The organism is Mannheimia sp. USDA-ARS-USMARC-1261 (genome assembly GCF_000521605.1).
Classification (GTDB): Bacteria; Pseudomonadota; Gammaproteobacteria; order Enterobacterales; family Pasteurellaceae; genus Mannheimia; species Mannheimia indoligenes.
The window spans coordinates 1,410,110-1,424,162 of sequence record NZ_CP006942.1 but is presented as its reverse complement, the minus strand read 5'-3'; the positions used below and the strand labels follow the sequence as shown (position 1 = coordinate 1,424,162).

The 14,053-nt window shown below is 40.3% G+C and carries 10 protein-coding genes and 3 tRNA genes; 12 read left to right on the top strand and 1 reads right to left on the bottom strand.

The window, feature by feature from the left end; translation table 11 throughout:
* Positions 1-49 precede the first annotated feature (49 nt).
* From aceF to X781_RS06775, 12 genes are all read left to right on the top strand, one after another.
* Positions 50-1,951, top strand: coding sequence for a pyruvate dehydrogenase complex dihydrolipoyllysine-residue acetyltransferase (aceF, locus tag X781_RS06830; RefSeq protein ID WP_025236142.1), 1,902 nt, complete (start codon positions 50-52; stop codon positions 1,949-1,951).
* 70 nt (positions 1,952-2,021) lie between these two features.
* The gene (gene lpdA, locus X781_RS06825; protein WP_025236141.1) at positions 2,022-3,446 is read left to right on the top strand and encodes a dihydrolipoyl dehydrogenase; all 1,425 of its coding nucleotides are present in this window, start codon (positions 2,022-2,024) and stop codon (positions 3,444-3,446) included.
* Between the two features lie 199 nt (positions 3,447-3,645).
* A tRNA-Gly gene (locus tag X781_RS06820) sits at positions 3,646-3,721 on the top strand.
* A gap of 15 nt (positions 3,722-3,736) precedes the next feature.
* A tRNA-Cys gene (locus X781_RS06815) sits at positions 3,737-3,810 on the top strand.
* Positions 3,811-3,913: 103 nt separating this feature from the next.
* Complete coding sequence (locus X781_RS06810) at positions 3,914-6,070, top strand: transglycosylase SLT domain-containing protein (RefSeq protein ID WP_025236140.1); 2,157 nt, start codon at positions 3,914-3,916, stop codon at positions 6,068-6,070.
* A 48-nt stretch (positions 6,071-6,118) separates the two neighbouring features.
* Positions 6,119-6,195 (top strand) — tRNA-Met (locus tag X781_RS06805).
* Between the two features lie 229 nt (positions 6,196-6,424).
* Positions 6,425-6,886, top strand: a complete 462-nt coding sequence (rimP, locus tag X781_RS06800) for a ribosome maturation factor RimP (protein ID WP_025236139.1) — start codon at positions 6,425-6,427, stop codon at positions 6,884-6,886.
* Between the two features lie 20 nt (positions 6,887-6,906).
* Positions 6,907-8,403 carry a transcription termination factor NusA gene (gene nusA, locus X781_RS06795; RefSeq protein WP_025236138.1) on the top strand — a complete coding sequence of 499 codons (1,497 nt, stop codon included), beginning with the start codon at positions 6,907-6,909 and terminating at the stop codon, positions 8,401-8,403.
* 23 nt (positions 8,404-8,426) lie between these two features.
* Complete coding sequence (gene infB, locus X781_RS06790) at positions 8,427-10,973, top strand: translation initiation factor IF-2 (RefSeq protein ID WP_025236137.1); 2,547 nt, start codon at positions 8,427-8,429, stop codon at positions 10,971-10,973.
* 110 nt (positions 10,974-11,083) lie between these two features.
* Positions 11,084-11,464, top strand: coding sequence for a 30S ribosome-binding factor RbfA (gene rbfA, locus X781_RS06785; protein ID WP_025236136.1), 381 nt, complete (start codon positions 11,084-11,086; stop codon positions 11,462-11,464).
* A gap of 2 nt (positions 11,465-11,466) precedes the next feature.
* Entirely contained in the window at positions 11,467-12,390 is a 924-nt protein-coding gene (gene truB / locus X781_RS06780; protein WP_025236135.1) for a tRNA pseudouridine(55) synthase TruB, read from the top strand.
* A 3-nt stretch (positions 12,391-12,393) separates the two neighbouring features.
* A complete protein-coding gene (locus X781_RS06775) occupies positions 12,394-13,488 on the top strand; it encodes a lytic murein transglycosylase (RefSeq protein ID WP_025236134.1) in 1,095 nt (364 codons plus the stop codon).
* 39 nt (positions 13,489-13,527) lie between these two features.
* On the opposite strand, the gene tadA is transcribed toward X781_RS06775, so the two are convergent.
* Positions 13,528-14,046: a tRNA adenosine(34) deaminase TadA gene (gene tadA / locus X781_RS06770; RefSeq protein ID WP_051411627.1), complete on the bottom strand. Its 519-nt coding sequence runs from the start codon at positions 14,044-14,046 to the stop codon at positions 13,528-13,530.
* Positions 14,047-14,053 lie beyond the last annotated feature (7 nt).

The following is a 14,053-nucleotide window of genomic DNA, read 5'->3' as shown; positions in this document are numbered from 1 at the left end:
TTTGTAAGGATAAAATCAGTTTATCTGTTTACAAAAGAAGGATTTTAAAATGTCAAAACAAATTAATGTACCAGATATCGGTTCAGATGAAGTAAGTGTTACTGAAGTGATGGTAAAAGTTGGCGATACTATTTCGGTAGACCAATCAATCATTAACGTAGAAGGCGATAAAGCATCTATGGAAGTACCGGCACCGGAAGCAGGTGTGGTAAAAGAAGTATTAGTAAAAGTAGGTGATAAAGTTTCAACCGGTTCCCCAATGTTAGTATTGGAATCAGCTGATGCTGCACCAGCGGTTGAAGTTCCAAAAGCAGAAGCGGCCCCTGTTGCACCGGTAACCTCAGCAGTTGTTGAAGTTAATGTACCGGACATTGGCTCAGATGAAGTAAACGTAACCGAAATTATGGTTAAAGTAGGTGATAGCGTTGAAGTTGATCAATCAATCATTAACGTTGAAGGCGATAAAGCGTCAATGGAAGTTCCTGCTCCGGTTGCCGGCGTGGTAAAAGAAATTTTTATCAATGTAGGCGATAAAGTTTCAACAGGCAAATTAATTATGAAGTTTGAAACAGCATCATCTGCACCAGCACAAGCAGCTCCGGTTGCAGAAGCTGCTGCACCGGCTCAAGCATCAGCATCTGCAATTAAAGATGTGAATGTACCGGATATTGGTGGCGATGAAGTAAACGTAACTGAAATTATGGTTAAAGTAGGAGATTCTGTATCAGAAGAGCAATCTTTAATTACTGTTGAAGGCGATAAAGCATCAATGGAAGTACCGGCTCCATTTGCAGGTGTTGTAAAAGAAATTTTAGTGAAATCAGGTGATAAAGTTTCAACCGGTTCATTAATTATGAAATTTGAAGTAGCAGGTGCAGCACCTGCACCAGCAGCTACTCAAGTGGCTTCAGATCCTGCTCCACAAGTAGCCGCTCCAGCGAAAGCTGATGCAGTTGCCACAGGTCAAAACCAATCTGGTTTAAATCAAGAACAAGTGGTTTCAGCGGCAGGTTATGCACACGCAACACCTGTAATTCGCCGTTTAGCTCGTGAGTTTGGTGTAAACTTAGATAAAGTAAAAGGTACAGGTCGTAAAGGTCGTATCGTTAAAGAAGATATTCAAGCATACGTTAAAACGGCAGTTCAAGTATTTGAAAAACAAGGTGGAACAGCTGCTGCGGCAACAGGTGCAGCAAACGGTGCCGGTTTAGGCTTATTACCGTGGCCGAAAGTTGATTTCAGTAAGTTTGGTGAAGTTGAAGAAGTTGAATTAAGCCGTATCAATAAGATCTCTGGTGCAAACTTACATCGTAACTGGGTAATGATTCCACACGTTACGCACTTCGATCGTACAGACATCACAGAATTAGAAAACTTCCGTAAAGAACAAAATAAAGAAGCTGAAAAACGTAAGTTGGATGTGAAAATCACGCCTGTGGTATTCATTATGAAAGCGGTAGCAAGTGCGTTAGAAGCGTTCCCTCGTTTCAACAGCTCAATTTCTGAAGATGCACAACGTTTAACATTGAAAAAATATATCAACATCGGTGTTGCGGTAGATACACCAAACGGCTTAGTTGTTCCGGTATTTAAAAATGTAAACAAAAAAGGCATTATCGAACTTTCTCGTGAATTAATGGAAGTATCGAAAAAAGCACGCGAAGGTAAATTAACTGCGTCAGATATGCAAGGCGGTTGTTTTACTATTTCAAGTTTAGGTGGTATCGGTACTACACACTTCACCCCGATCGTGAATGCACCGGAAGTGGCAATTTTAGGCGTGTCTAAATCTGAAATGCAACCGATTTGGAACGGCAAAGAATTTGAGCCACGTTTAATGCTTCCATTGTCATTATCATTTGACCACCGTGTAATTGATGGTGCTGATGGTGCAAGATTCTTAAGCTATATCAATGGCGTATTAGCAGATATTCGTCGTTTAGTAATGTAATTTTAACAAGCGGTTGTTTTTGTAAAAAATTTTGCGAAATCGACCGCTTGTATAACAAATTGAGGCAAATATGAGCAAAGAAATTAAAACACAAGTCGTGGTACTTGGTGCAGGTCCGGCGGGTTATTCAGCAGCATTCCGCTGTGCAGACTTAGGTTTAGAAACGGTAATCGTTGAACGTTATTCAACTTTAGGTGGTGTATGTTTAAACGTAGGCTGTATTCCGTCTAAAGCATTACTACACGTTGCAAAAGTAATCGAAGAAGCCAAACACGCAGTGCATAATGGTGTAACATTTGGTGAGCCGACTATTGATTTAGACCAAGTTCGTGCAGGTAAAGAAGCTGTTGTATCAAAATTAACGGGTGGACTAGCCGGTATGGCGAAAGCTCGTAAAGTACAAGTGGTTGAAGGCGAAGCGACATTTACAGGTCCGAACACATTAGTAGCTCGTGATCGTGATGGTAATCCAACAACTGTTACCTTTGATAATGCAATTATCGCAGCAGGTTCACGCCCAATTCAATTACCATTTATTCCACACGAAGATCCGCGTGTTTGGGATTCAACAGATGCCCTAAAATTAAAAGAAGTTCCTAAAAAACTTTTAATTATGGGTGGTGGTATCATCGGTTTAGAGATGGGGACGGTTTACAATGCTTTAGGTTCAGAAGTGGAAGTGGTTGAAATGTTCGACCAAGTGATTCCAGCAGCGGACAAAGACATTGTGGCAATCTATACCAAACAGATCGAGAAAAAATTCAAGCTAATGCTTGAAACTAAAGTAACTGCGGTTGAAGCAAAAGATGACGGTATCTATGTTTCAATGGAAGGCAAAGCGTGTAACGACACTAAACGTTACGATGCTGTACTAGTTGCTATCGGTCGTGTGCCAAACGGCAAATTAATTGATGCAGGCAAAGCAGGCGTACATGTTGATGAACGAGGCTTTATTCCTGTAGATAAACAACTTCGTACTAACGTTCCACATATCTTCGCAATCGGTGATATTGTTGGTCAGCCGATGTTAGCTCATAAAGGTGTTCACGAAGGACACGTTGCAGCAGAAGTAATTGCCGGACAAAAACACTACTTCGATCCGAAAGTGATTCCATCAATCGCTTACACTGAGCCGGAAGTTGCTTGGGTTGGTAAAACTGAGAAAGAGTGTAAACAAGAAGGCTTAAACTACGAAGTTGCTAAATTCCCTTGGGCTGCTTCAGGTCGTGCGATTGCTTCTGAATGTTCAGAAGGTATGACAAAGTTAATTTTCGATAAAGACACTCACCGCTTATTAGGTGGTGCGATTGTAGGTAGTAATGGTGGCGAATTATTAGGCGAAATCGGCTTGGCAATTGAAATGGGCTGTGATGCAGAAGATATTGCATTAACCATTCACGCTCACCCAACCTTGCACGAATCTGTTGGATTAGCGGCAGAAGTGTTTGAAGGTTCTATCACAGACTTACCAAACGCAAAAGCGAAAAAACGCTAATTTATAACCACTAGCAAGCGGTTGATTTTTGTAAATTTTTTGCAAAAATCAACCGCTTGATTATTTTTAAGGCTCTAATCAAGTCGAGTGAAGTTTTTTTCAGCATTCAGCAGTAGAAGTTTCATTTTGTCATTGACATAAAATCATAAATCCGTAAAATGCACCTCATTCCACAACGCAGTGTTGTGAAACCTCAAGTGCGGGAATAGCTCAGTTGGTAGAGCACGACCTTGCCAAGGTCGGGGTCGCGAGTTCGAGCCTCGTTTCCCGCTCCAATTTTCAAATCTTACGGCGTGTTAGCAAAGCGGTTATGCACTGGATTGCAAATCCATGTAGCTCGGTTCGACTCCGGGACACGCCTCCATTGAAACTCATCATTTTTACTTTAATTCAATATTTTCTTAGAATAATCCAGTTGAACTTTATTGCCCTTTTTCTGCCAAAAGCTAACGACTAAGGAGAAAACTATGTGGAAGAAAACATTGCTTGCTGTATTTTTAGCAAGCCAATATACATTTGCGGCAGGTGCCGAGAAAGAGCCATTAAAAAGTTACACTGAAACAGAATTAAAACAATTAAAAAATGATTGGTTGGTTATTTATCAGAAAGAGTTACAGCACGCAGAAAATTTACGTTTAAAGCAGAGAGAAAATTTCCAGCAAATTAACTATTTGGTCGATGTGGCAGTCAGTCAGAAAAATTTATCGCCTGCAACAGAGCAAGTTATCCAACGTTTATTGGCGACTTTATCGGGCTATCCGTTAGAAATGGAAGCCGAATGGAAGCTGCTGAATGCTAAAATGACATTGAAGCAAGCAACAGAGCAAGAAGTTAAAGCCTTTGTAGCAAAATATCCAGAATCTTTATATCAACGGCAGTTGCAGAATTTTCTGTTTGAGCAGCTCTATCGTGAGCAGAAATTTGAAGAATTAGTAGAGTACGCAAAGAGTGTGAAGCCAACACAATTAGCGGAACAATGCCGTGTGTTTTCTGCTCATTATGAAATAGCGGCGAGTAAAGCCCAAATCAATCCAATGGTTGAGCAAAAAGTAGAAAATGCAGAATTATCGGCATTAGTGAAAGAATTTGATGATTTCTGGCTGGCTAATCCTAAATTAACGTCTGACTGTGCGAATTTAGAAAGTTTTTGGCGAGATCAAGGCTTAAAAACAGATGAAAAAGTACGTTTGAAAGTGGTCGAATTAGTCAAACAAAATGCAAATGCGGAAATTGCTAATCTAGCACTTAATGCAACTGATGAAAATCTGAAAACGTGGTTAAGTTCAGTTGAGAAAGTATCGGCTAATCCGAAAGATTTGCAAAATTTTATTGAAAATCAACCGCTTGATTCTGCATTTAAATCAGAAAATAAAGCTATTATTATTGAGTTATTGCCGAAATATATCCGCAATCAGCCAGAGAAACTAGATAATCCGACATTCGAGCAATATCAAGTATGGGCTGAGAAATATCAATTTAGTGAAGATGAATTTAAAGCGTTAAAAACCGCTTTTATTAGCCGACATTTCGATAATGAAGAACCAACGTTCCAATTCTGGCGTGATGAGCAGATTAAAGGCTTAGGAGCTGATAATCTGTTAGAACGCAGATTGCGTATGGCAATTTGGCAACGCTCAGATTTAAATGAATGGTTAGCTTCTCTTTCAAGTGAAGCTAAAAATAAGGCAGAGTGGCGTTACTGGTCGGCTAAAATTGAAAAGAATGAAGCTAAGCGTAAAACGATATTTGAAGAACTTGCCAAAGAGCGTGGCTTTTACCCAATGCTGGCGGCACAACAATTAGGTATGGCTTACCAATTCCCTATTATTGAAGTGGCGGATTTAACGCAGGCACAACGTGAATTGTATGAAAAGCAATTTGAGCGTATTCAGGAATTGCGTGAGCTTGGGCAAATTGATCAGGCTAAGCGTGTTTGGATTAATTTAATCAATAATGTGAAAACTGAAACGGGAGAGAGTTCGCCTGTTAAAACTCAACTTGCTATTATTCAATATGCAAAAGAGCAAAATTGGTATGATTTAGCGGTGGAAGGTACAATCCAGATAAAAGCCTTTGATAATATCGATTTACGTCTGCCGAATGCGTATTCCGATTGGTTTGAGCTGAATTTACAAGATAAGAAAATCAGTAAATCATTTGCACAAGCTATTGCACGCCAAGAGAGTGCTTGGAATCCACAAGCTCAATCACACACCAATGCAAGAGGGATAATGCAGATGCTGCCAACAACAGCGGAAAAAACAGCGAAAGATAATGGTTTGCAGTTTAGGGGAGAGCGAGATCTTTTTAGACCATTCAACAACATTATGCTTGGCACAACGCATTTAATGGAGCTTAATGAAAAATATCCAAATAACCGTATTTTGATTTCATCGGCGTATAATGCAGGAGCAGGGCGGGTAGAGCAGTGGCTCAAACGCAGTAACGGCACTTTAGAAATGGATGAATTCATTGCCAGTATTCCATTTTATGAAACGAGAGGCTATGTGCAGAATGTGTTGGCTTATGACTACTATTACCAGATGTTGTATGGTAATGTGGGTGAAAAATCAAAAAATGAGCTAAAAATGTTCTATCAAGAGGAATTAGGGCGAAAATATTAAAAAATGCTTGCATTTTTACATTAAAAGCCTATAATAAGCCCCATCAGACGCGGGGTGGAGCAGCTTGGTAGCTCGTCGGGCTCATAACCCGAAGGTCGTTGGTTCAAATCCAGCCCCCGCAACCAGTTTTAAGCTCACAGCTTTGGTTAAAGTTGTGAGTTTTGTTTTATATGGTGTTTTAATTAATTTTGCAAAAAATTAGCAAAAAAAGACCGCTTGTTGTCGCTGCATCATAAAAAAACAAACCGCTTAAAGCCCCACGGTTTCCCGTCTGGGGTTTTTTTACGGAAATTGGTACAGAAATTAACGTATCAAAGCTGGTTTATCCGGCTTTTTTTATATTTGGAGATTGATTTGGCAACCTTAGAACAAAAATTAGAAGAGCTTGTGCTGGATTCTATTGAAGCATTAGGCTTTGAATTAGTCGGCATTGAATGCCAACGTGCGGGACGTTTTTTAACAGTTCGCTTATATATTGATAAAGAGGGCGGTGTAACCATTGATGATTGTAGCGATGTGAGCCGTCAAGTCAGTGCGATTTTTGATGTGGAAGACCCGATTGCAGATAAATATAACTTAGAAGTTTCTTCGCCGGGTTTAGATAGACCGCTATTCACGATTGCTCATTATGAACGTTTCATTGGGCGTGATGTAGTTATTCATTTGCGTATTCCAATGTTCGACCGCCGTAAATGGCAAGGTCAAATCAAAGCAGTTGAAGGCGATTTTATTACCCTAACCGTAGATAACGAAGACCGTCAATTCGCATTTGGCAACATTCAAAAAGCAAATTTAGTTCCCGTTTTTAATTTTTAAGATGAAGGCAAACTGACAAAATGAGTAAAGAGATTTTATTAGCTGCAGAAGCAGTATCAAACGAAAAGCAATTACCAAAAGAAGCGATTTTTGAAGCATTAGAAACGGCTTTAACCATTGCAACGAAGAAAAGCCGTGATTTAGACATTGATGTGCGTGTAGTCGTTGATCGCAAAACCGGCGATTTCCAAACTTTCCGCCGTTGGGCAGTTGTGGAAAACGTGAGTAATATGACGCGTGAAATCAGCTTAGAAGCTGCACAATTTGAAGATCCAAATGTACAACTAGGCGATTTTATTGAAGATGAAGTGGAATCGATCGAATTTGGTCGTGTAGCAATTCAAACTTTCGGTCAAGTAGTGAAAACGAAAATCCGTGAAGCTGAAAAAACTAAAATTATTGACGAATTCCGCTCAGATTTAGGCAAAATTATTATTGCAACCGTGAAAAAAGTAACTCGTGATAATATTTTCCTTGAATTAGCCGGTAAAACGGAAGACATTAAAGGCGAAGCGGTGATTGTACGTGAAGATATGCTCCCTCGTGAAAACTTCCGTCCGGGCGACCGTGTGCGTGGTGTATTATATGAGATCAAACCTGAGTCAAAAGGTCCTCAACTGTTTGTTACCCGTGCAAAACCTGTGATGCTTGAAGAGTTATTTAAGCTTGAAGTGCCTGAAATTGGGGAAGGTGTGATTGAGATCAAAGGTTCAGCTCGTGATGCAGGTTCTCGTGCAAAAATTGCAGTGAAAACACACGATAAACGTATTGACCCGGTAGGTGCTTGCGTAGGTATGCGTGGTGCTCGCGTTCAAGCTATTAGTAATGAACTCGGTGGCGAGCGTGTTGATATCGTGCTTTGGGATGAAAACCCAGCCCAGTTCGTGATTAATGCAATGGCACCGGCTGATGTAAGTTCTATTGTAATTAACGATGAAGCTCACTCAATGGATATTGCAGTTGAATCAAAAAATTTAGCTCAAGCAATTGGTCGTAATGGTCAAAACGTACGCTTAGCAACCCAATTAACAGGCTGGGCGTTAAATGTAATGACAAACGAAGAATTAACGCAAAAGAGTGCAGAAGAAGACGGTAAAGTAATTGATTTATTAACTTCAGCATTGGAAATTGATGAAGAATTTGCTCAAGTATTAATTGAAGAAGGTTTTACTTCATTAGAAGCAATCGCGTATGTACCGGTTGATACCTTAATGGCAATTGATGGCTTAGAAGACGAAGATTTAGTCGAAGAGCTTCAATCTCGAGCTAAAAATGCGATTACCAAAAAAGCGTTAGAAGAAGAGCAATTATTAAAATCAGCTCAAATTGAAGATAAATTATTAACGCTCGAAGGTATGGATCGTCATATTGCATTCAAATTAGCGGAAAAACAAATTACAACGCTTGAAGAACTTGCAGAGCAAGGTGTTGATGATTTAGCTGATATTGAAGAGCTCTCAGAAGAGAAAGCAGGCGAGTTAATTATGGCAGCTCGTCAAATTTGTTGGTTCAACTAAGCTAAGCAAAGAGGATAAAAAAGATGACTGAAGAGAAAAAAACACTTTCGCTTGGCGGTGCCCGCAAAGCGAGTAAAGTGAATGCTACAACTACAAGCGGTAAAGTAAAAGCGGTTGAAGTAAAAGAGAAAAAACCAAAAATTGATGCGAAAGCATTACAAGAGAAAGCCGCAAAAGAAGCAGCTGCTGCAAAGGCAAAAGCTGAAAAAGAAGCCGCTGAAAAGTTAGCTCGTGAAAAAGCAGAAGCTGAGGCAAAAGAAAAAGCAGCTAAAGAAGAGGCTGCAAAAAAATCAGCAGAATCGACCGCTAGTAAAACACCTTCTGCTCCTGTAATGCCAAATAGCAAAGCAAAAGAAGAAAAACCAAAAGCACAAACTCAAGTTAAGCAAGAAAAAGCCGTCGATCCGGAAAAAGAAGCGAAGCGTAAAGAAGAAGCAGAATTACGCCGTAAGCAAGAAGAGTTAGCTCAGCAAAAAGCAGAAATGGAAGCGAAACGTGCTGCGGAAAATGCTCGTCGTTTAGCAGAAATTGAACTCGAAGAATCAAACGACAATAGTAGCAATGAAGACTTTGATGATGATCGTTTTACTTCTTCTTACGCACGTGAAGCAGATCGTGATAACGACCGTCGTAGCGAAGCCAGCCGTGGGCGTGGTAAAGCGAGTGTGGCAAAAGCGAAAAAAGGCGGTCGTGAAGATGATAAAAACGAACGCAGTGCAGATCGCCGTAACCAAAAAGAAGTGAAAGGCAAAGGTAAACACGGTAAGAAAGGTGCAGCATTACAGCAAGCCTTTACCAAGCCTGTGCAGGTTGTAAAAGCGGATGTTGTGATTGGTGAAACCATTACTGTTGCGGAACTTGCTAATAAAATGGCAGTAAAAGCGACGGAAATCATCAAAATGATGATGAAAATGGGAGAAATGGTTACAATTAACCAAGTTATTGACCAAGAAACCGCTCAATTAGTGGCGGAAGAACTGGGGCATAAAGTAATTCTGCGTAAAGAAAATGAGTTAGAAGAAGCGGTTTTAGAAGATCGTGATACTAACGCAGAAAAAGTAACTCGTGCACCTGTTGTAACCATTATGGGACACGTTGACCACGGTAAAACCTCATTACTTGACTATATTCGTAAAGCAAAAGTTGCCGCAGGCGAAGCGGGTGGTATTACCCAGCACATCGGTGCTTATCACGTTGAAACTGATGACGGTAAAATGATCACCTTCTTAGATACCCCGGGACACGCAGCATTTACCTCAATGCGTGCACGTGGTGCAAAAGCGACCGATATCGTAGTGCTTGTAGTTGCGGCTGATGACGGTGTGATGCCTCAAACTATCGAAGCTATCCAGCACGCTAAAGCAGCGGGTGCACCGATTGTAGTTGCTGTAAACAAAATTGATAAACCGGAAGCAAACCCGGATCGTGTTGAGCAAGAATTATTACAACACGAAGTGATCTCTGAAAAATTTGGTGGTGATGTACAATTCGTGCCTGTTTCTGCGAAGAAAGGAATGGGGATTGATGAGCTTTTAGAAGCAATCTTACTTCAATCTGAAGTGTTAGAATTGACCGCTGTGAAAGAAGGTATGGCAAGTGGTGTAGTAATCGAGTCATACTTAGATAAAGGTCGTGGTCCGGTTGCAACCATTTTAGTTCAATCAGGTACATTAAACAAAGGCGATATCGTACTTTGTGGCTTTGAATACGGTCGTGTTCGTGCAATGCGTGATGAAAACGGTAAAGACATTGAAAGTGCCGGTCCATCAATTCCGGTTGAGGTATTAGGTCTTTCAGGCGTACCTGCAGCAGGTGATGAAGCGACAGTTGTGCGTGATGAGAAAAAAGCCCGTGAAGTTGCACTTTACCGTCAAGGTAAATTCCGTGATGTGAAATTAGCTCGTCAGCAAAAAGCGAAATTAGAAAATATGTTCAGCAATATGACCGCAGGCGATGTGGCAGAATTGAACATTATCGTAAAAGCAGACGTTCAAGGCTCGGTAGAAGCTATTAGCCAGTCGTTAATGGATCTTTCAACCGCAGAGGTGAAAGTGAAAATTGTCGGTTCAGGCGTGGGTGGTATTACCGAAACGGATGCAACTTTAGCCGCAGCCTCAAATGCGATTATGGTCGGCTTTAACGTTCGTGCAGATGCTTCAGCTCGTCGTGTGATTGAATCGGAAAACATCGACTTACGTTACTACTCAATTATTTATGAATTATTAAATGATGTGAAAGCGGCAATGAGCGGTATGTTACAGCCTGAGTTCAAACAAGAAATCATCGGCTTGGCAGAAGTGCGTGATGTGTTCCGCCACCCGAAATTTGGTGCTATCGCAGGTTGTATGGTAACGGAAGGTGTGGTTAAACGTAACAACCCAATCCGTGTTTTACGTGATAACGTAGTAATCTTTGAAGGTGAGCTAGAATCTCTCCGTCGTTTCAAAGATGACGTAAGTGAAGTCCGTAACGGTATGGAATGTGGTATCGGCGTGAAAAACTACAACGATGTAAAAGTCGGCGACCAAATCGAAGTATTTGAAATCGTTGAGATTAAGCGTTCGATCTAATCATCAACAAGCGGTCTGATTTTGCAAAAAATTTGTAAAAATTGACCGCTTACATAATAACGGCACGCGTGTTGGCACGGGTGCCTTTCCGCTATTATAGGAAATAGAAAATGTCCAGAGAATTTAAACGTAGCGACCGCGTAGCCCAAGAGTTACAAAAAGAGGTTGCAGTTATTTTACAACGCGAAGTGAAAGACCCTCGTATCGGTATGGTAACAGTTTCAGATGTAGAAGTGTCCAGAGATTTAGCTTATGCAAAAATCTTTGTTACCTTCTTATTTGATAATGATCGTGAAGCGATTGTACAAGGAATGAAGGGCTTAGAAAAAGCCAGCCCTTATATTCGCACGCTATTAGGGAAAGCAATGCGTTTGCGTATCGTGCCTGAATTACGTTTTATCTATGATGAATCATTAGTAGAAGGTATGCGTATGTCTAACCTTGTGTCTAATGTGATCAAAAATGATGAAGAAAAGCATAAAGAGGACTAATTGTGTCTAGACCTCGTAAGCGTGGTCGTGATATTCACGGCGTTTTTTTATTAGATAAACCGCAGGGAATGTCGTCAAACGATGTTCTGCAAAAGGTAAAACGGATTTTCCAAGCCAACAAAGCGGGGCATACCGGGGCGTTAGATCCTTTGGCAACAGGTATGCTGCCGATTTGTTTAGGCGAAGCAACTAAGTTTTCTCAGTTTTTATTAGACTCTGATAAACGTTATCTTGTTACCGCTAAATTAGGCGAAAGAGCAGATACTTCCGATGCAGAAGGGGAAATCGTTGAAACCAGAGAAGTAAATGTAACAAAATCGGATATTTTAGCAACTTTAGGGCAATTTAGAGGCGATATTCTGCAAGTGCCGACAATGTTTTCTGCCTTAAAACATAACGGGAAACCGCTTTATGAATATGCAAGAGCAGGGATTACTATTGAGCGTGAAGCACGCCCGATTACGATTTTTGAGCTGAATTTTATTGAGTACAATGCACCGTTTTTAACGTTAGAAGTGCACTGCTCAAAAGGCACTTACATTCGTACCCTTATTGATGATCTAGGCGAAGTGCTTGGTTGTGGGGCTCACGTTACTATGCTACGTCGAACCTCTGTAGCGAATTATCCGATTGATAAAATGATAAGCTATGCAGATTTGCAAAAGTTAGCGGAAAATCAACCGCTTGCAGAGTTGGATTGCCATTTATTACCAATGGATACAGCGGTATCAAACCTCATTAAAATAAATTTAACTGAACAACAAACTAAAGCTGTTGGTTTTGGTCAAAGAGTTAGGTTTGACAATCCTAATCAAATTTATGGTTTGGTGCGTCTATATTCCGATAATGCACAATTTTTAGGTGTGGCAGAGGTTACTTGTGATAATGTAATTCGTCCTAACCGAATGATTAACTTAACAGAATAGCAGATGAAATCGACACTTTTTACTTTACCCTTAGCAATTATTACCTTAGCCCTTGCTGGGTGCTCAAGTGATAATTCCAAGCAGTATTCACGTTTAGACTTAGATGAAAAATACACGAAATCACGTTCAGTCAGCAATTTTAATGACTATGTGCATTTCTTAAAGCAGAAAGCAGCAGGTGCAGGCGTTTCTGCAAAAACATTAAATGAGCAGAAATTTATTAATTATAATGCGAGAGCAGTTCAGTTAGACCAGCAGCAAGCGGCTCGTAAACGTGATCCAAATTTACCGCCCCCACCTCCAAATCCAAATGGCGTAACGAATTACTTGAATAAAGTATTAAATCAAACCAAAGTAAATCAAGCGATTGAACGTTGGTATGAATATAATGCAGATTTAACTCGTGCAAGCCAAAAATATGGTGTACAAAAAGAGTATATTCTGGCACTTTGGGGAATGGAGAGCAGCTTCGGGCGTAATCAAGGCGATTTTGATGTGCTTTCGGTATTAGCTACTCTTGCTTTTGAAGGTCGCCGTGAAAAGCTCTTCACACAAGAGTTTGTAAATGCAATGAAAATGCTTAATGATGGTACGATTAAACGCTACGAATTGCTTGGATCTTGGGCTGGTGCAATGGGACAAACCCAATTTATGCCAACTTCCTATTTAACCTATGCGGCTGATGGCAACAATGATGGCAAAAAAGATATTTGGGAGAATGAAGCCGATGCTTTTGCTTCTATTGCAAATTATCTTTCAACTGTTGGCTGGGATGACCAATTACCTTGGGGAGTGGAAGTGAATTTATCTGCTCCAATGGATTTAAGTTTTTCAGGCATTGAAGCCAATAAGGCAAGAACCTTAGCTGAATGGCAGTCATTAGGTGTGTATCTTGCGTACCCTAATGATCAAGAAGTGGCAAAAATGGCTCGCTTAAATGGTAAAAAAGTCTGGTTAATCCGCCCGGATAAAGAGGCAGGCAGAGCATTTTTGGTGTCTAGTAATTTCCGTACCTTAATGGATTGGAACAAATCGAATAATTTTGGTATTAGTATCGGTAAATTTGCAGATAGAATTTTAGCATCAGTTGGTCAATAGTACATTTAGAGGGCATAGCACATTTTTTACTATGCCTTTTTACTTATGATTATGCTTTTTTTCTTCTCGCCTTCTCTTAAAAAAATCGCTTATCTTTTGGCTACATTCCTTCCCTAGCACGTTGCCTTGTATTTCTAAAAAATGGTTCATTTTATAATCTTCAAATAGATGATAACGTGAGCCTACTGCACCTGTTTTATAATCACTTGCACCAAACACCAACCGACCAATTCTGCTATGTAAAATCGCTCCTGCACACATTGGACAGGGTTCAAGTGTTACATAGAGCGTACAATCCAATAGTCGATAATTACCAATCATTTGCCCTGCTTGGCGGATAGCTTGCATTTCAGCGTGAGCGGAGGGATCAGATAATTGAATCGTTTGATTCCAACCTTTTCCAATGATATTTTGATTTTTATCGACTAATACCGCCCCTACTGGTATTTCGCCTTTTGCTTCAGCTAAATCAGCTAAATCTAAAGCGTATTGCATAAAGGCAATATCTTGTTCGGAAATTTCTGTTGAACAAGAAATTTGATTAGGTTTTATAAACATAGTTGCA